Origin of the sequence: Kitasatospora sp. CB02891, from assembly GCF_002803145.1 — a bacterium.
Lineage (GTDB): Bacteria > Actinomycetota > Actinomycetes > Streptomycetales > Streptomycetaceae > Kitasatospora > Kitasatospora griseola.
In genome coordinates this window covers 300,631-320,405 of sequence record NZ_NNBO01000004.1, presented here as the reverse complement: position 1 = coordinate 320,405, position 19,775 = coordinate 300,631, and the positions used below count along the sequence as shown (strand labels likewise).

Here is a 19,775-nt window from a genome sequence, read left to right as displayed (position 1 = left end):
GCCCGGCTCCGATGCGGAGTCAGTTCGCGGGCGGCGCCGGGGTGTCGATCAGCAGGTCGAAGCCGAGTCCGCTGGCGCCCTCGCCGCGGCCGACGCCGCGGGCGGCGCTCAGCCAGACGCAGACCCGGCCGCTCTGCCAGCGGGTGCGGTGGTAGGCGACGGCGAGGCGGGTGCCGGTCTGCGGGACCTCCTCCTGGTTGACGAAGTATCCGTGCGGGGGCGTCGCGTCCAGCCCTTCGCGCAGCAGCGAGGTCCTCGGCTGCACCGGCGGCAGCCCGTCGACCACGTTCGGCATCGCCGCGCGCTGCAGCTGGACGGTGCGGTTGTCGCCGGGGACGTGCACCGGGATGAACGGGATCCAGTTCTCGGGGACGGAGTTCATCGCCTCGTAGGCGATCGGCGCGAGCGGCGCGTCCGGCGGGACGGGCGGGTGCAGCCGCAGGTGCCGGGCCCGGATCTCGGCGGCGACCTCGCTGCCCCGGCGGCCCTCGCCGGTGGGGCGGGGGACGGTCAGTTCGATGCCCCAGACCAGGTCGGCGTTCTCGTCGCGGATCAGCGACACCTCCTCCAGCGCGGGGCCGTCGGCGACCTTCGGCACACTGGCGGGCAGGTACAGGCTGGTGTCCGCGGGGGTGTCGGGGCCGCTGTCGAGGGTGTCGAGGGTGTACATCGACCAGCGCTGCCAGTCCTGGTCCGGGCCGGCGCCCGCCGGGGTGATCCACAGCCGCTGCCCGAACACGTCGGTGACGGCGAGGCCCTGGATCGACGCCAGGGTGCCGACCGGCAGTTCGCACGGGAGTTGGTACCAGTCGTTGCTGTAGACCAGCGCGAACTCCAGGAAGATCAGCCGGGCCAGGTCGGTGCTGTCCGGCGACACGGCGGCGAAGTTGGTGCCGCCGTCCTCCACCGCCCACCAGCGCGGCAGCGGCATGCCCGCGTACCGCAGCTGTGTGGGGAACACCGTGCGGTTGATCGGCGGGAGCGGCGGCTCGGCGCCGCCGACGGGGTGGTCCGGGTCCACCGAGAAGGCGTGCCAGTCCAGTCGGCCGCCGGGGAACTCCTGCGCGGTGAGCACCTTCTCGGTGCCGTCCGGGGCGGTGCCGGCCACCGAGAAGCGGTGCTCCAGGTGGCGCGGGTCCCAGGTGGCGTCGGCGTCGGGCCGGTCGATCAGGTCGTCGAACCAGGCGACCAGGCGGGCGCCGAGGGCGTCCAGCGCGGGGTAGTGCAGGTGCAGGATGTCGTTGATGCCGTCGGAGGCGCGGCCGCCGTCCTTGAGGTGCCGGTACAGCAGGTAGCCGTCCATCCGGCGGCCGGCGACGGCCTGCAGGCTCGCCCAGGTCTCCGGGTCGGAGACCCGCGCGGCGTCCGCGTCGGTGGTGGGATCGGGCAGCGCGATCGGGTACAGCCGGACGTACTGGCCGCGGAAGTCGAACGCGATGTTGGCCAGCACCGGGTCGCGGGCCAGCAGTTTGAGCCACCGCCGGCCGATCGCCAGCCGCAGGTCGAAGGCGATCGGGTCGCTCCCCGCCGTGAACGCGGGCGGCCGCCGCTCGGCCAGCGCCTCCAGCGGCCGGTCGTCCGGCAGCGGCTCGACGGCGCCGCCGGACGGGCGGAACCGGCTGGGCCGGGTGCCGGCGATCGAGTACGTCGCGGTGACGGGCGAGCCGGCGTCGGTGGCGCGGAACTCGCCGAGCTGCCACTGCCGGGTCAACAGCCAGAGGGCGTCCCGCACTTCGGCCCGCAGGGCGCGCTGGAAGTCGGTGGTGCGGGGCCGGCCCTCCAGCCGGTTCCAGATGCCGACGGCCGGGTTCGACCGGCCGGCCAGCGCCTCGGGCAGGTCGGCGATGCGGGGCTCAGGCATGGGCGGCCTTCCAGCGCTGGTTGGCGATCGCCAGGTCGGTGGAGATCGTGATCGGCTGCCGGGTCGCGGACATCACGGTGGCGGGCAGCAGTTGGGCGTAGGCGGTGTTGTCGAGGTGCTCGGGTTCGACGCCGCGGGACTTCGCCAGGTCGAGGGTCTCGCCGATCGCGGCGACCAGGTCGTCGGTGTTCCAGGCGCCGGTGCGGACCGGCGGCACCACCAGCAGCATGGCCTGCGGCGGTTGGGAGTCCGGCCCGTCGTAGTGCAGGGCGATCCCGGTGGTCTCGCGCTCGGCGGGAATCACCTCCGTCCACTCGTCGAGCAGCAGGCCGACCCGGGTGGCGGTGGGGATCGGCGGGTCGGGCGCGTAGTGGGCGGTGAACAGCACCTTGTCCTCGGTGATGCTCGTACCGGGGGCGAACTCCATGGCCAGCCAGTGGTCGCCCGGCCGCAGCGGCAGCTGGATCGGCGTCAGCTGCGGTTCGGCGGACCCCAGCAGGCCGCCGAGGACGCCGCCGGGCCCGCGCAGCGCGTCGCTCAGTTCGACGACCAGCTCCCACAGCCGGGGCTTCTCGCGGACCCGGGCGACGCCGTGCACCCAGTCGTCGATCGGGAAGTCCCGGCCGAACGGCGGCCGGGTGAGGTGCTGGACGAGTGCGCCGCTGCCCGCGAGGGCGTTCGCCCAGTCCGCGGCGAGCTGCGGGTCGGGCGTGAACTCCGGTACGGCGAGGGCGTCCTGGCCGAGCAGCGCCTTCAGCGCGTCGAGCCCCGCCGCGACCTGGTCCGGCCCGGCGACCGCCGCGTCGTACACGGCGAGCGCCTGGTCCGCGCCGGCCAGCCGGGCGAGCACCTCGGTGTGCAGCGCGCCCGCGCGGTCCAGCAGGTCGCGGCAGAACAGCACCACCCGGTCCTGGAACGGCTGGAGGCTGAGGTCGGTCGGGTCGAAGTCGGTCAGCGGGAGCTTGCCGGCCACCTCCGCCAGCAGCCCGCTGAGCGTGTTGCGGACGGTCCTGGCCTCCGCCCGCAGCGACTGCAGCTTGCCGGCGAAGGCCTGGCGGCGGCTCGCCACGATCGCCCGCAGCGCGGACGGCTGGGCGGGCAGCGGGGAGGTCGGCCTGGTGGCGATCAGCCGTTCCGCCTGCTGCAGCAGCCGGAACCGCTCGGCGGCGGAGGTCGCGACCGGCAGCGCGTCGTAGGTGGCGAGCAGCACGTCGGCGTTGGCCAGCGCCCTGGTCATCCGGGCCGCCGCGTCGGCCACGGCGGCCAGCACGTCGGTGAACACGCCGCGCCGCCACATCGCGAGTTCGCCCCAGCCGCTGCGGACCATGCCGAAGCCGCCGGCGGTGGTGACCAGCGCGGCGTACCCGGCGAGCAGGGTGTCGACGGCGGCGAGGATCTGCGCCCGCTGCGGCGGGGCGCCGGCCGGGAAGAGCGGCGCCAGCGTGCCGAGGTAGCTCTCGACGCTCGTGCGCAGCACGTCCAGCGAGGCCCGGACAGCGGCCGGCCGTTCCCGGGGCAGCGAGACGGCCCGGTCGGCGGCCCGGTCGGCGGGCACCGGGCCGGCGGCGGGCACCAGGTCGGTGGGCCGCAGCGGCCGGGCGGTGGTCAGCAGCGAGCGCAACGCGGCGATCAGCGGGGAGAGTTCGAAGAAGGTGAGCTGCCCGGCCACCCGGTCCGTGTAGTGGATGGTCAGCTCGACGTCGGGCCGCGGGCTGTCGGTGGCGATCACCGCTCCGACGATCCGGTCGTCGAGGTCGGTCATGGTGCTCGCGCCCGCCGGGCGCACCGCCCACAGCAGGTCGATCGGCTGCAGGCCGAGGTCGAACTGGCTGACGACGCGGTGGCGGGCCAGCCCGGTGAGCGGGTCCGTCCAGGTGACGTCGGCGACGACGCCGGTGGCGGTCGGCAGGACGGTGGGCAGCCAGGCGTTGACGGCGGGTTCGGCCTGCGCGCGGGGGGTCTGGTGGGCGAGCGGCGGCGCGCCGTTGTCGGGTTTCAGGCCGGGTGTCAGCCGCAGGCCGAGCCGGTGCGTCAGGGTGGTGCCGCTGCGCGGGGTGCCGACCACGGCGGGTTCGGGCGGCAGGCCCTCCTTGGCGTACGCGTCGAGGGTCGCGGAGGCGCGTTCGGGGTTGCCGAGCAGCGCCTGGTGGGTGCTCTCGGCGACGGCGAGGTCGGCGAGCGCGTCGTGGACGTCGAGCAGGTCCTGCACGGCCCGGTCGACGACGGCCTGCTGGGTGGGGTCGACGGCGGGCAGGCCGTCCAGGCCGTACGGGTAGGTCTGCGGGACGTCGCCCCTGGTCAGGTGCCGGACCAGGGCGAGACCGTCGACCACGTTGTGGGCCTCGACCTGATCGATCGTCAGCGGGTTCGCGGGCTCCGGCCGGTCGCCCTGGCCGGGGACGGTGTCGGCGATCCGGCCGGCCCGCAGCGGGAACTTCAGGCGCAGCGCGGCGATCAGGAAGTCGACCTCGGCCTGTTCGTGGCTGTCGTGCAGGTCGCGTTCCAGCCGGTAGCCGAGCAGTGCGCCGAGCGACTGCCCCTGGCGCATGCCGTCGAGCAGGCCGAGGGCGATCCGGACCCGCCCGGAGCTGAGGTCGACGGCGAACGAGCCGGGGTTCTGCGGCGAGCCGTTGGCGAGGTAGCCGGCCCGCAGGACGGCCGCGGTGCGGGCCTGGCCGGGCGACGGGGCGTGCAGGTGGCCGCCGTTGAGCGTGTCGTGCATCAGCGGCTCGGCGCCCTGGAAGACCTGGGCGAGCGGCCCGGTCAGGGTGACTTCGCCGAGCGTGCCGGTGTCGCGGCGGCGGACGTCCTCCAGCCAGCCGTAGGCGCCCAGGTGCACGCCGCGGACGGCGGGGGCGGTGCCGTCGGGGCCGTAGCGCAGCTCGGCGAGGCGTTCGTTGGCCAGGCCGAGCCGCCAGGCGTCGAGCCGGTAGGTGGCGCAGTCCAGGTGTTCGGCGAGGACGCGTTCCAGTCGGGCGGTGGGCAGGTCGGCCAACAGGTCGAGGGCGTCGGCCTGTTCGGCGAGCCGGGCGGTGCCGGGGGCGGTGCCGAGGACCGTGGGGATGTGGTCGACGACCAGGCGGGTCGGGTCGCCGGTGATCTCCGGCGCGGGCGAGTAGAGCCGGCGGAAGCGGCTCTCGCTGGGCAGGGTCCGGCCCTGCGCCGGGATCCTGACGTGGATGAACGCCGGGTCGGCGGCGGCGCTCTCGGCGGGGCTCGCGATCCCGGCGGCGATGGCGAGTTCGGTGGCGGCGTCGGCCCAGCCGAGCAGCAGCGCGTGCCGGGCCAGCAGGTACAGCAGCGCGGACGGCAGGTCGTCCTCGGGGAAGCCGGCCTCGGTGCGGACGGTCTCCAGGTCGGTGCGGGCGTGCGAGGCCAGCCACTTCAGGTAGTTGGCGCCGTCGGCGGTGTACGGCCGGATCGGGGCGGTCTCGGAGAGCGGGCGGTCGTCGACGGGCGGGGCGAGCAGCGGGTGCTGGGTGTCGACGAACAGCCGGCGGATCAGGTCCGGGTCCTGGGCGGCGCCGGTGTCGGGGTGGCCGAAGCGGGTCAGCAGGGCGCGGATCGGGCCGGGCTGGTTCAGCCGTTCCAGGCCGGGCAGCACGGTCGAGCCGAGCGCGCCGAGGTTCTCCCGGTTGAAGACGTCCTCGACGCTCTGCGCGTACCGCTGGTAGTACTCGGCGGAGGTGGGGTGCACCGCGAGGATGTCCAGCAGGTGCTGGTGCGCGTCGGCGGCGGGCGCGCCGAGGTGGGCGACCTTCGCGGTGGCGGCCTGCCAGTCGGCGGCGGCGGCCTCCAGCACGGTGTACAGGCCGCGGCGGTGCGGTGCGACGGGGTCGGTGTCCGGCCAGGCGAGCCGGGAGAACGCGGTGGTCGGCAGGATCCCGTAGGGCTGGCGGCCGATCCGCACGGTCGGGACGGGGCCGCGGCCGGAGACGTGCCGCAGGTGGAACTCGCGGGTCTGCTCGACGACGGCCCGGGAGAACACCGGGTGCAGGGCGGTCTGCAGGTGGTAGCCCCAGGTGGCGGGCCACAGGGCGGTGCCGGCGGCGCGGGCGTCGCGCTGGTCGGTGCCGTCGGCGCCCGGCAGGCCGGCCAGGTCGGCGGGGTCGATGCCGAGCAGTTCGGCGAAGCTCTGCCCGTCGGTGCGGCCGGTCCAGTCCGTTCCGGCGACGGCGGCCCGCAGGCCGGCGGCGGAGCGCAGGCCCGCGTCGGCCTCCTGCGCGGGGTCGAGTCCGGCGGGCGCCTGGGTGCTGTTGTTGGTGGGGGTGCCCTGGGGCAGCAGGCCGAGCCCGGCGGGGCTGCGCAGTTGACGGGTCAGCAGGTCGGTCAGGTCGGCGGCGGACTGCGCCGGAGTGGACTGCCCGCGCAGGCCGAGCACCACCAGCCGGTCGAGGCCGCCGGCCAGGTCGGCGGTCAGCGGGATCCGGAAGCCCATGCCGACGGTGACGGCCCGGTCGAAGTCGGTCAGCCAGCGCAGTTCGTCGGGGACGGTCAGCACGCCGGTGGTCTCGTCGACCGTCATCGGATCGCTGTTGCCCGGGTCGGGGCTGACCGGCAGCGTCGCGGGGACGGGGTTGCCGACGAGGTCGAGGACCTTGTTCCCGCCGGCCCAGCCCAGCAGCCGGAACGTGTCGGGCAGCAGGCCGGCCCGGGCGGCGACCGTCCAGGACTGCGGGGCGATGCCGTCGGCGGGCGGCCGGGGCACCACCAGGAAGGCCACCAGGACGGCGTCGCCGCTCTGCACCGGGGCGGCCTCGATGCCGGCGGGCCGGCGGGCGGTGATCACGGCCGCCCTGGTCGCGCCGACGGCGGCCAGCAGCGCGCTGTCGGCCGCCCGGAGCTTCGCGCGGTCGCCGTGGGCGCGCCACACGGCCGTCCAGTGGTCGACGGTCGGCTGCCGGTCGGCGGCGGGCAGCGCGGTGTCGCTGAACACCACCAGCACGGTGGCGCCGGCCGGGACCGGCATCGGCCGGTCCCCCGGGTCGGCCGGCTGGATGCTGCGCAGCAGCCAGGTCGCCCGGCCGGCGGCGATCCGGCCGACCAGCTCCTGCCAGGCCGCCCGGTCGCCGACGGCGGAGCCGCCGGTGCGCCACAGCGCCGTGAAGTAGGCGTCGAGCGCGCCGAGTTCGGCCTCGGTGGGCCGGGGCTCGAAACTGTCCACCGACCACTCGTCGGGAAAGACCCGGACCAGCAGTTCGGTCGCCGTGAACCGGGTCTCGACCCGGACCGGCCCCAGCAGGACCGGGAAGTCGTCGCTCAGGGCGTTGTCGGCCATACCGGGAGCATCTCCTGTGCGTGGACGGCGACCATGACCGGCGCCTGGAAGAGGATGTACGCGATGTCGGCGGAGCTCAGCCGCGAGTACCAGAGCGGCAGCGCCTCGTCCTCGGCGTGCTGCTGCTGCGTCTGCGGGTCGTCCTCGGTGCTGTCCAGCGGCACCAGCGGGACGTGGGTGGCGTCGGTGAACTCGACGAAGCCGAGGTGGTCCGGGTCGACGTGCTGCCAGGTGAGGTCGTTCCACACCTCGACCGGCGGCAGCGGGCCGGGCTGCGGTTCGTCGACGCCGAACCGGGGCTCGCCGGGGCGCTCCTTCAGGACGAAGAACCAGCCGGGGTCGCCGGGCGGATTGCCGCGGGCCTCGGCGGCGTCCAGGTCGAAGCCCAGCAGGTAGACGTCGGGTTCGACCTTGGCCTCGTACAGCGGCATCCGGACCAGGTCGGGCGTCGGGTGGTCCTCGTCGGGCAGCGGCGCGGGGATGCGTTCCCCGGTGGTGACCGGGTTGCCGTTCGCGTCCAGCGGCCAGGCCGCGCGCTGCGCGTACACGGCGGTGTTCGGGTACTTCTTCAGCAGCTCGCCGCGGACGACCAGAACCAGGTCGTCCTTCTGCGCGGCGCCCGGCTGCTGCCGGTTGTCGTTCTCGCCGAGCAGCGCGGCGGGCCCCCAGCGGTGGATCGGCCTGATGTCGTACAGCCGTTCGCGGCGCTGCTCGGGGGTCTCGCCGGGCACCGGGAGGCCGGCCCGCGGGTCCCAGAACTGGCGGAACGGGGTGCCGCGCTGGTCAGTCGGGTACTCCCGCCAGAGCATCTCCCGGGCCATCTCGTGGTTCAGGCCGACCAGGAAGGACTCGATGAAGCGCCGGTTGTTGGCCAGCAGGGTGATCGAATTCGCCGGCAGGAGGCCCAGGTTGGGCGCGAAGACCTCCGCCGACAGGTCGATCAGCGACTGGTACATCGGCAGGTCGATCACCGGGTAGGCCATCGCCTCGGTGAAGCTCTCCGCGAACGGGCGCAGCCGGTCGGGCACGTCGACCGAACCGAGCAGGCACCGCGGGACGGTGGTGTCCGGGCGCAGCCCCTGCAGCACCGCGTCCGTCGTCGCGGCCACGCCCAGCCGCTCGCGGGCGGGGGCCTGCCCGACGGCGGCGGCCGCGTCCCAGCCTCCGTAGAGCTCGCGCAGCGCCGCCTTGTACCGCTGGGCCTCCGGGCTGTCGACGTCGCCGCCGGTGGTCGGCGGGACGGGGTCGCCGATGTCCTTGAGGACGAAGTCCGCGCTGTGCGGCAGCGCGTCGACCGGGTCGGCCGCCGCTCGCAGGCCCGCCCCGGGGTGCAGTTCGTGGTCGAGCTGGTCCGGGGTCACCAGGGCGGCCGGTTTGACCTTCGGCGCGGCCGCCGTGACGGCCCCGGTCTCGGCGTCCATCCGCGGCACCAGCGCCTCGGCGGGCTGGTCCGGAGGGAAGGTCAGCGAACGCATCAACCGGGCGCCCGGGCGGACCAGGCGGCGCATCGTGGCGGACAGCGGCGCCGCCGCGACCTGACTGGCCGCCACCTGGAAGCCCACCGCCAGCTGCTCCGCGGGGGTGTCCGCCGCGGCTGACCGGGCGGCCGGCCCGGCCGCGGCCGAGGTGACCCGGGGGTGCGCGGGCGCCGTCAGCGTCAGGTACTTGCCGGTGGGCGGCGGCGGCGCCACCCCCGCCGGGGCGGCCGGCGGCGACAGGTGCTTGACCTGGAGGCGGTGCCCGACCTCACGGGCCAACTGGGCGGCGCGGATCTTCGCGTTGGCCTGCAGGACGTCGCCGAGCTGCGCCCACGCGGCGTCCATGAACTCGTCCTGCCGGGCCTGGACGACCCGGGTGCCGAAGTTCGCGGCGACCCGGTGGCGCGGGTCCAGGTTCAGCCGGTGCACCCAGTTGCGGTTGGCGGGCGAGGGCAGCGGCTGCCCGGCGTCGTCGATCAGCAGGTGCGCGGTGAGGGCGTGCCAACGGCCGTACAGCGGCGGGGTGATGACCGGGTCGACGCCCGCCGACAGGGACTGCGCCCGGGCGGCGGGCAGGGCGGCGTGCGCGGCCGCCGGGGTGGTGCTCCGGTACGCCTCGGCGAGGTTGACCAGGTCGGCCATCGCCTGTTCGAAGGGGTGCGGGTAGGGCGCGGCGGGCGGCGGCCGGTCGTACCAGTTGTCCCAGTTCTCCCAGGCGTCGACCGGCTGGTCGGGCAGCTGGAGCGCGCCGCCGAGCTTCAGCACCCCGCCGATCGCCGCCGGGGCGGTGATCGGCGGCAGGCCGGGCCCCGCCGAACGGTGCACGTCCAGGTCCCGCCGGCCGACCTGCGGGTCCGGGCGGCGCGGCTGCAGCAGCCGGACCAGGTACTCGAAGTCGCCGGTGGCACCGGTGGTGAACGCCCAGCGCTGGTAGTAGGGCAGTTGGCCCACGCCCTTGCGGTCCGGATAGGCCGGGCCCCAGCTGGAGTACAGCGCGCCCGGCGACAGCGCCGGATCGAAGCCCAGCCCGGCGAGCCGCCCGGTCTCGAACGCCGGTACCAGGAACGCCTCGTACGCCCGGTCCTGCTGGAGGTGCCGCGGGCACACCAGCCGGGAGCAGGCCCGGTCCGGGTCGGTCCGCAGCACCTCGGCGAGCGCCCCCAGCACCGGGTCGCCGGCCCCGCCGAGCTCCCTGGCCACCGCGTCGTCCAGCAACCCGTTGACGTGGACGTGCGCCCACGCGCCGAGCTGCTCGGCCGGCGGCAGGGCGTTCGGGTCCGTGACGGTGACGAACGGCAGCGGCGTGCCGCCGGCGCCCTCCGCGAACTCGGCGGGCGCACCCGACGGGTCGCTCCGGGCGGCCAGCACCACCAGCGCCAGCCAGGGCGCGAGGCGGTCGGTGGAGCCGTCGGGCACCGCCGGGCTGTACCGCCAGGGGAAGTCCTCGTCGTAGAACTCGATGTGCGCCAGGTAGTTGGGCTCGATGTTGGTGGTGCCCGGCAGCGGCTCCCGCCGGGAGATCGCCCGCGCCTCGACGCCGACGACGTCGCCCGGCCCGTACAACTGCACCGCCCGCTCGACGGGTTGGCTCAGCGGCGTGCCGTCCAGCGCCTCGCCGCTCAGCAGCAGCTTGACGGGGACGGTGGCGCGGGCCGACGTCCCCGGGTCCTGGGTGATCCGGGTGGACAGGCCGGAACGCAGCCAGGGCAGGAACGAGTAGCCGTTCGCGGTCATGCGCCGCTCCCGTCGAACAGCTCGGCGGCGGCGGTGAGTTCGGTGACGGTCGGGTCGGCGGCCGCCAGGCCCGTGCGGGCCGCGCCGCCGGCCGCGAGCACCCGGCCGTCGGACAGCACCGCGGCGGCGAACCCCCACCGGCCGGTGAGCAGACCCGGCCGGGCGGTCCAGGTGTCGGCGGCCGCGTCGTACTGGACGACGCTCCGGTAGCCGGCCTCGTCGGCGTCGCTGCCGGTGCCGCCGACCACCAGCACCGCGCCCGGGCCGAGCGCGACCGCCCGGTGCCGGGCGCGTCCGGCCGGCATGTCCGCGGCGGCCGTCCAGACGCCGGTGGCCAGGTCGTACTTCTCCGCCGTCCGCCGGCTGAACGGGTCGAAGGTGCCGTCGTCACCCGCTCCCGGGGCGCGGCCGCCGGTCACCAGCACCGTGGTGTCCGACAGCGCCGCCGCCTGGTGCAGGGCGCGCGGGCGCAGCAGACTGCCGGTCGGACTCCAACTGTCCGTCGCCGGGTCGTACACCTCGCAGAACGCCAGCGCCGGTTCCTGGTCCGTCCCGACGGACGCGGTGCCGCCGACCACCAGCACCTTGCCGTTCAACGCCACCGCGACGTGCCCGGACCGCGCGTCCGTCAGATCCGCCGCCTTGGCCCACCCACCCGTCGCCGGGTCGAACAGCTCGGCCGACCGCAGCGCCCGGACGGTGGTCCCGGCCCGGACGGCGCTGCCACCCGCCACCAGCACCTTGCCGCTCGGCAACAGCACGGCGCTGTGCCCCCACCGGGCCTGACTCATCGTCCCCACCGGGGTCCAGGTGTCCGCCGCCGGATCGTAGACCTCCGCCGAGGCCAGACCCGGCGCGGTGGAACCCCCGATCCCGCCGGCCACCAGCACCTTGCCGTCGGCCATCGCCGTCACCGAGTGCAACCGCCGCGGCGACGGCTGGGTGGCCGTCCCCGTCCAGGTGTCGGCCGTCGGATCGTAGACGGCGGCCCGCCCGACGGCGGCCCCGGTCGCATCGACCCCGCCGACGACCAGCACCTTCCCGGTGCCCTTGAGCACGACCGGCCCGTCGTGCTGCCCGAACCAGGCCGTGGCCGCAGCCAGATCGTGGGCGGCGGTCCACTTCGCCGCGGCCGCCACAGTGGGACTGCTCATGAATCGAACCTTCCGTCGTCGGGGGAGGCGGGTCTCGGAGGGCACCGAGCGGGTCGGCGGCCACCGCGCTGCGCAGGCCGGGACGGTGGAACCGGGTCGTCGCACCGGACTTCCCGTCACCACCGCTCGCGGGCCGGCCCGGCCGACCGCCGCGGGCCGCACGGCGGTGGAGCCGAACCGGCCGACGGCCGCCGCGTTCTGGGGCCGGGGCCCGGGCGGCACCGGTCGTCGGGGCCCGGGTGACATGGCCGGGCGCGCGCGGCGGTGGAGCCGACCACGATCGCGGAACCACCGCCGCAGCAGCCCGCCCCACTGTGGGGCCTCGGGACGCAGCACCGGTCGGTCCGGCGAGCCGACCGTCATCATCGGTCGCCCGACCCGAACATGACGGTCCGTCGGACCACAGCCGGAGGGCCGGGCTCGTCGGCCACCGCCGCGCTGCGCAGACCGCAGACCAAACACCGACGGGCCGCCGGAGCCCGCGCGGTGCGCACGGGCGGGATCGGCCCCGTACCCGGCCGTGGCACCGGCCCTGGCCCGGGAGCCCCCCGTCGTCATGAGCCGCCCGCCCCGGCGGTGACGGCCGGTCCGGGCGCACCGGCCCTCGGGGCGGCAGCGCCGAACCCACCGTCGACCGCCGCGCTGTGCGGGCCCGGGCCGAGGGGCCGCCGGTCGCCGAAGACGGCGACGGTGCGGCACCCCCCGGTGCGACCGGCCCCGCGCCGGCCGAGGTCACCGGTCTCCCCGTCCTCGCGGGCCGCGCGCACCGGTGGTGACGGCCCGTCCGAGCAGGCGCCGTCGCCCCGCAGCGGCCCCCGGAACCGGCCATGGTCTCGACCCCCTCCCCCGTCACGGCACGTACGCCTCGTCGGCGGCCGCCAGTTCGACCGGGTCGGGACCCGGGGCGGCCGGGCCGGAGCGGGTGGCGCCGCCGGTGGCCAGGACGCGGCCGTCGGCGAGTTCGACGGCGGCGAAGTCGGTGCGACCGGTGGCGAGGGGTCCGGTGGTGGTCCAGGTGGTGAGGGTGGGGTCGAGGAGGGCGGTGTGGCGGAAGCCGGTGTCGAGGGACGGTGTGCCGGTGCCGCCGATGAGCAGGACCTGGCCGGAGCGCAGGGCGAGGCAGTGGTGGCCGCGCCGGCCGCCGCCGGGGAGCGGGCCGAGGGCGGTCCAGGCGCCGGTGGCCCGGTCCCAGACCTCGGCGGTGGCGAGGCTGCGCGGGTCGTAGGGGCCCGGACCGGGCGCCGGATCGCCGCCGGTGACCAGGACCCGGCCGTCGGACAGCAGGGTGGCGCGGTGGCCCTTGCGGGCGGTGAGCAGGCTGCCGGTCGGGGTCCAGGTCCTGGCGACCGGGTCGTACAGCTCGCAGTACGTCGTCGCGGCGTCCGGTCCGCCGGTGGGCAGGGCGCCGCCGACCACCAGGACGCGGCCGTCGGGGAGCAGGACGGCCCGGTGGCCGGTGCGGGCGTCGGTCATGGCAGGCCCGGTGGCGGACCAGGCGCCCGTGGTCGGGTCCAGCAGTTCGACGGTGTCGAGTGCCCTGCCGTCGGCGTCGGTGCCGCCGGCCACCAGGAGCCGGCCGTCGGGCAGGGCGGTGGCGGTGTGTCCGTGGCGGGCGGTGGTGAGGGCCCCGGCGGACGACCAGGTGCCGGGGGCGGGGTCGTAGACCTCGGTCGTGCCGAGCGTCCCGCCGTCGGCGCCGCGGCCGCCCGCGAGCACCACCCGGCCGTCGCCGAGCCTGGTGGTGCTGTGGCGGCGGCGGGCCGTGGCGGGCGACGGGACGGCAGTCCAGGCGGCGGCGACGGGGTCGAACAGGGCGGCGGCGGCCAGGGCCGTGCCGGTGGCGTCGGCGCCGCCGGCGATCAGCACCTTGCCGTTGGTCAGCCGGACCGCCTCGATGTCGCGGGCGGGCGTCGGGAGGCTGCCGACGGAGGCCCAGCCGCCCGGCGTGGCGGGCGAGCCGACCGCTTCCTCCTCCGGAATGACGTGCAACTGGCCCGCCAGGGCGCCGTCCTGGGCGATCCAGTCGGCGAGGGCGTCCTCGGCGGTGGCCCGGCTGCGGAAGGTCGCCGCGGCGAGGCCGCCGGCCGGCGGGTGCGCCTGGACGTTGTTGCGGATGTTCGCGACGACGAAGCGCCGGTCGGTGAGCTGTACCGTCTGGTCGACCGGGAACGGCCGGCGCAGCTGGGTCTCGCGCTGCGAGATGGGCGAGCGGCTGGTGCTGCTGCCCTGGAGCAGTTGGTTGAACACGGCGGGGCTGACGTCGTGGAAGCGCTTCGGCGCGTCGACGGCGGAGCGGGCCGCCATCGGGACCACCCGGCGGGCGGCGGCGGCCGTCGCGGGCACCCCGCTGTCGATGACGTGCAGTTCGTAGCGGGCGCTGCGGCGGACCACCCGCGGGGAGAGCAGGGTGCCGGCGGCCGCGGTGAGTTCCAGTCCGGAGTCCTGGTTCTCGTACGGCGGGCGGGAGAGCTTGGCGGCGTCGTCCATGTCCTGGAACTGCGCCATGGCGAACTTCTCGCCGGTGACGGAGACCCGGGCCAGGCCGCTGTCCGGTGCGGGCGTGATGCCGAACCGCCGTCCGTCGCTCGGCCGTTGGGCGCCGATCCGGTCGAGTCGGACGTCCAGCGGGACGGCGCGCTGGCGGACGAACAGGGTGCCGAGCGGGTGCAGCACCAGTTGGTCGGTGTCGGGCAGGTGCCGCAGGGTGACGAGCGGGTTGACGCCGCCCGAGGGCAGCTGGGTCTGCCAGCTCTCGATCTTGCCGAACTCGCCTGCCAGCAGCGGGAGTACGGCGACGGGGGGCAGTGTGGTGTTGTGCTCCTCGCCCCAGGTGATGTCGAAGTCGGCGGAGATCTCGAAGAACAGCAGCGAGATGGAGCCGCGGCCGTGCGCCCGCCAGGGGGCGGGGCCTTCCAGGGCGAAGTTCAGGTCGATGCCGAAGACGCCGACGCCGAAGGCCTTCAGGGTGACCCCGGCGGAGATCGCGATGGTGAAGGCGAACGGCGAGAACCGGAACAGCGCGTCGAAGGAGAGGTGGCCCTCGACGCCGAATCCGCCGAATCCCAGCCGGAGTTCGGCGGCCGCGCCGAACTGCACGGTGTTGCTGGTGACGGCGAAGTAGCCGGAGACCCGGATCAGTTGGCCGGGCCGGTTGAGGATGTCCACGGTGAGCCGGGCGGGCACCGGGAAGGGCAGCGGCGGCGGTTTGAAGGACGGGTGGAAGCCGCCGACGGTGAGCACGAAGTCCGGTGCGTCGCCCCAGGCGACGAGCAGGCCCATCCCGCCGTCGATGGTCATCGTCAGGACGTGCGAGTCGAACAGCGTGGCGAAGAACCACAGCCTCGACTTGTCGACCTCCAGCGCGCCCACGAAGGCGACCTGCAGGGCCAGCAGCGGCAGGTCCGCGCTGGGCAGCAGGCACTGGAGCACGCCGAGCACGGCGATGTCGCCGGGCGGGATCTCGATGACGACGCCGAGCGAGACGCTGACCAGGGTGGGCGTCCCCCAGCCGATCCTCGCCATCGGCCCGATCAGGAACCGGCCCTGCTCGGGCGGGAAGTAGCGGGCCAGGTCGGAGAGGATCCGCGGGGCGTTGGCGATGACGTCCTTGGGGAACATCACCGACTGGACGGCGCCCGTCCGCACGCCCTCCACCAGGGCCTGCAGGTTCATCGAGCGGTTCAGCCCGATCAGGCCGCCGACGGCCAACAGGGTGAATCCGTAGCCGAGTTGGATGCCGGTGGCGCCGAAGTCGGTGGTGATGACGACGAGCAGCGAGAAGCCGTCGGTGCCGTCGGGCATCCGGGTGCTGATCAGGCCGACCGCCTTGAGCTCGACCAGTCCGGCGAACTCCAGGTCGAGGGCGCCCGCGTACTCGCCGCGGTCCGGGTCGAAGGACAGGAACCCGCCGCCCTTGACCGCCCCGGCGTCCACCGAGAGGCCCACGCCCTTGGGGGGTCGGAAGCCGAAGGAGAGGTCGACCGGGCCGAGGTTGCCGCTGCCGTCCGAGCGGAACGCCAGCTCGGCGTTGAGCCCGACCTGCTCCACCACGGCCGTGATCGGGCCGAGTTGGGCGCGGAAGGAGACGCCGAGGCCGATCGGCAGCCCGTTCGCGTCGGGCGAGGCGGAGATGGTCAGGCCCTGGATCTCCAGGGGGCCGAGCTCCAGGTGCGCGGGGAGCTGGATCTCCAGGTTGGAGGTGCCGCGGAAGTAGAAGCCCTGCCGGTAGGAGAGGCCGACGGTGAGGTCGGCGCCGAGGGTGAAGCCGTCGGCGGGCAGCACGGCGCCGACGAAGCCGTCCGCGCCGGCCGGGGAGAGGACGAACTCCAGCCCCTCCAGGCCGAATTCGGCGAAGAAGTCGACGGCGTCCCGGACCAGCCGGACCCCGCCGGCGCCGGAGATCCGGCGCACCTGGAGCCGGGTGCCGTCGGCCTCGCCGAACAGCACCCGCGGCTGGTCGGTCGGCCCGAAGCGCTCCACCTGGACGTCGATCGAGCCCTTGGCGTGGACCGGCGCGGAGGACGACTCGAACCCGAGGACCATGTCGACGCCCCGGCCGGGGCGCACCAGCAGCGCGACGCCGCCCTGCAGGTCCAGGTCGCCGCGGATGGTGACGGCGATGTCCGGCCCGAGCTCGAACCGGAAGCCCTGGCGGCCGGTGAACGAGGGCAGCAGGGCGAGCCCCGGCGGGCCTCCGTCGGCGGTGGCGGGCAGCGGCAGCAGCCGGATCGCGGCGGCCATCTCGGCGGAGGGCTGGACGCGTTGGAACAGCACGGCGGCGAGCGTCCGCGGCCGCGGCCCGAGCGGGTCGGGCGTGGCGCCCTGCACGGCCAGCGCGGTGGTCGGCGCGAGCCGCTCGGTGTCGACGTTGGCGCCGATGGTGCGCAGCAGGTTGTCGAGCTGGGAGAGCAGCGCGGGCTGGTCGAAGGCGTCGGTGCCCCAGCCGAAGGCGTCCTTCAGCACCTGCGCCGGGTCGGCGAGCGTCCGGGGCAGGTCGCCGAGGTCGAGCGCGAGGTGCACGTACGGCGGGCGGTTCCCGGTGGGCGGGGCGTACCCGGCCTTCACCACGCCGAGGCTGCGCAGCACGAAGCCGAGGTTGGGGTGGTAGCGCTGCAGGTAGGTGATGACCAGGTGATCGAGGAGCTGGCCCGGGAAGAGGGCGAGGAAGCCGTCCGCGCGCAGCGTGTCGGGGATGGACGCGGGCGGTGCGGAGGCGATCGCCCGGATGCCCTTGACGAGTGCCTGGACGGCGCCGAGGGCCCGTTTCACGTCGTCCGGGGAGAAGGAGACCGCGGCGGAGGCCCCGCCGTCGCCGACCGTGCCGTCGACGTTCAGCCCGCCGTCGCCGAGCAGGGTGTGCAGGCTGTCGTAGAGCGTCTCGACGGCACCCCGGAGGTCGACGAACGGCTGCGGGATCGCCGTCGCCGTCCAGCCGAGGCGGCGCAGCAGCGCGCTGAACGCGGCGGGGGTGGCGAGTCCGTCGCGCAGCGGCAGCAGGGCCTGGCCGATCTCGGCGAGGATCCGTTCGAAGGTGCCCGGCTCACTCATGCTTCTTCTTCTCCGCCTTGGACTCCGGGTAGAACTTCCGGTCGAGGAGCGCGTGGAAGGTGGGGTCGACCCGGTTGACGATCAGCCAGGCGCAGACGTGGCAGAAGTCCGTCTCCATGCGCATCTTGCAGCGGCCGGTGGGCCGGTAGTGGGCGCCGGCGAAGGTGTCGGCGCCTTCGTAGATCCCGATGGTGCGGGCGGACTTGCAGGGCGGGCTGAAGTCCGGGATGTCGACCGGGTTGTCCTCCTTGGGGTTGGTGTCGTCGTGGTTCGGGTCCTGGTTGAGCGGGTTGTGGTTGGCCCGGAGGAAGGCGAGCACCTCGGGTTCGACCACCATGAGCGGCTGGTGCTGCTTGTCCTTCAGCGGGACGAAGACGATCGAGCCCTTCTGGAAGGTGGGGAAGGTGGTGGTCCCGGCCTTGGTGAGGACGATCGCGCCTTCGCCCGGCAGCACCTGGGCGACGCTCAGCCCTTCCAGGTAGTGGGCGGGGGTGCTGTCCAGCGGGAGCTGCTGGCCGCCCGGCGCGATGCCGAAGTTGCGCAGCCGCACCTCGGCGGCGAGTTTCTGGACCTGCTGCCACTCCGCGGTGTTCCGGGTGCCGATGGTGAGTTTGAGGCCGGCGGCCGGGCTGGTGACGGGCACCGAGTCGGCGAGCAGGGCGGCGGCGGTGCTGATCCGGGGCAGTTGGAACCACTTGACCTTGCCGGGGTCGATGTGGCGGTCGTCGGGGGCCGGGCCGACCCGCAGGAAGCCGAGCCTCGACACGTTGTCCCCGAGCAGGTCGGCGGGCTGCTCCTCGTCGGGCCCGCCGTCGCCCCGGAACTCCTCGTACTCGTCGAGCAGGTTGAAGCTGTGGCCGAACTCGTGGGAGATCGTGTCGATGACCTCGTCGAAGTTCACCTCGGTGTCGGCCGGCGGGTCGCGGCGCAGCTCCCGCTTGTCGGTGGCATTGGCGTAGACGTAGGCGACGCCCTGCACGGTGTTGACGGTCTGGGCGGTCACCGTCCGGACGTTGAAGTTGGTGCCGCCGTCCAGGCCGTCGTTGGCGATCAGGGCGATCAGGCCCCGGCTGGGCTGGAACTTCTGGTCGTCGGGCTGCCACACGGCGCCGACGGCGGCCGGCGAGCCGGTGACCTTCAGGCTGGCGACGTACCGCATCAGCGTGGTGGCGGGGTTGAGCTCCGTGGGGTCCATGTACAGCTCGGGCGGGTGCCGGCGCGGGTCGAGCACGAGGTTCCGGGTCGACCTGGTCCGGTAGAACTCGTACAGCCGGGCGACGAAGGCCTTGACGCCCGGGTCGCCCACGGTGTCGGCGGCGGGCTTGGCCACCGGGCCGTTGCCGGAGAACCGGTCGGCGAGCCGCTGGCCGAGGCGGAGGCCGAAGAAGGTGTCGCGGGCGTGCAGGATCCCGACCGACTGGTGCTGCTTCCAGGCGTTGACCAGGTCGTCGTTGATCCTGGTCGGGTCGATGTCGAGGTCCTGGGCCTGCCAGGTCGCCACCAGGTTGGTGCGCTGGTCGCCGCGCATCGGCAGCCCGACCAGCCGGACCAGTTCCTCCAGCGTGTAGAGCGGGCCCCCGCCGATCCGGTTGGACGGGATCGGGAAGCCGGTGCCCTTCGCCTGGCCCGCCTCGATCCGCTCCTCGCCGGCCGCGACCCGGTAGCCGCAGGTGACGGTGTGCTGCTGGGAGGCGGTGAAGGACTTGAAGGCGTTGAAGCCTCCGCGCAGCATGCCGTACGGCTCGTGCGCGGGCTTCTCGAACATCTCGTGGATGGCCCGGGCGACCAGCGCGTCGAACTTCGCCCGGTCCTGGTCGCGGAAGCCCTCGGCGAGGAACAGCACGTTGTGCTTGTCGGTGACGGTCGCCGGGTCGCCGCCGCCGAGCTCGAAGGTCAGCGCGTGCTGGGCGGCGTAGTCGACCACCCACACGTTCAGCAGCTGCGCGCCGCCGAGGCCGGGGAACAGTCCGGACAGCACCCACGGGGCGCCGGGCTGGGTGGGCAGCACGCCGCGCAGGCGGCCGGTCGGCGACACGGCGAGCTGCCGGGTGTCGGCGGGCACCAGCTGGACGTACCCGTGGCCGGTGATGTCGCCGATCAGGTCCGTCCCCGCGCCGGCGTCGTCGCTGAACTTCGCGTACAGCGACGGCTGGGCGTGCGCGACGGTGCTGTCGAGCGCGGTGGTGATCGAGTCGTTCCCGAACCACCAGCCGACCACCGACCGGTGCACCTGGAGCCGGCCGACCAGGTACTGCGTCCCGACATGCGCCTGGAAGAGGAAGACCCCCGGCGTGGTGGCCGTGATCCGCCCGGTCGCGCTGTCGTACACCGGCAGGCCGTCGAAGCGGTGGCCCTTGTCGTTGAACGGGGCGAAGAATTCGAACACGCACTGGCCCGGCGGAACGGGGGTGACGGTGTATCCGTTCGCCATGGGCACTGCCACCTCACGGGTGGCCAGCGTGACGGTGAGCGGCGGCGTCCCGGTCAGCGCGAGGTGCAGGTCGGAGTGCGGGAACAGCAGCAAGTCGGGGGTGGGGACGGCCACGGAGGACCTCCTGTCTGCCATCCGTACGAAAGGCACCGGCACCGCCGCCGGGATCCGACAGTGCGTCACCTTACCGACCGTTGTGGGCGATTCGACCGGACACGCCCCGTCAATTCCCCGAAAGAGTAGTTTCCGCCCGAAGCCTCGGCGCTGTGGCGAGGATCACTGGCCGTTTTGT

General features: G+C 74.7%; 6 protein-coding genes. All 6 read right to left on the bottom strand.

Annotated elements, in window-relative coordinates:
* Window positions 1-19 precede the first annotated feature (19 nt).
* The 6 genes from CG736_RS12310 to CG736_RS12280 all read right to left on the bottom strand — a co-directional run bounded on the left by CG736_RS12310 (window position 20) and on the right by CG736_RS12280 (window position 19,597).
* A complete protein-coding gene (locus tag CG736_RS12310; RefSeq protein WP_100586222.1) occupies window positions 20-1,861 on the bottom strand; it encodes a hypothetical protein in 1,842 nt (613 codons plus the stop codon).
* Window positions 1,854-7,139, bottom strand: coding sequence for a hypothetical protein (locus CG736_RS12305; protein ID WP_100586221.1), 5,286 nt, complete (start codon window positions 7,137-7,139; stop codon window positions 1,854-1,856). The genes CG736_RS12310 and CG736_RS12305 overlap by 8 nt, the downstream gene beginning before the upstream one ends.
* Window positions 7,121-10,351, bottom strand: a complete 3,231-nt coding sequence (locus tag CG736_RS12300) for a hypothetical protein (protein ID WP_100586220.1) — start codon at window positions 10,349-10,351, stop codon at window positions 7,121-7,123. The genes CG736_RS12305 and CG736_RS12300 overlap by 19 nt, the downstream gene beginning before the upstream one ends.
* Window positions 10,348-11,505 (bottom strand): kelch repeat-containing protein, encoded by a 1,158-nt coding sequence (locus tag CG736_RS12295; RefSeq protein ID WP_100586219.1) that lies wholly within the window; start codon window positions 11,503-11,505, stop codon window positions 10,348-10,350. The genes CG736_RS12300 and CG736_RS12295 overlap by 4 nt, the downstream gene beginning before the upstream one ends.
* Window positions 11,506-12,354: 849 nt before the next feature.
* Window positions 12,355-17,052 (bottom strand): kelch repeat-containing protein, encoded by a 4,698-nt coding sequence (locus CG736_RS38575; RefSeq protein WP_100586217.1) that lies wholly within the window; start codon window positions 17,050-17,052, stop codon window positions 12,355-12,357.
* Entirely contained in the window at window positions 17,045-19,597 is a 2,553-nt protein-coding gene (locus tag CG736_RS12280) for a M64 family metallopeptidase (protein ID WP_157815543.1), read from the bottom strand. The genes CG736_RS38575 and CG736_RS12280 overlap by 8 nt, the downstream gene beginning before the upstream one ends.
* Window positions 19,598-19,775 lie beyond the last annotated feature (178 nt).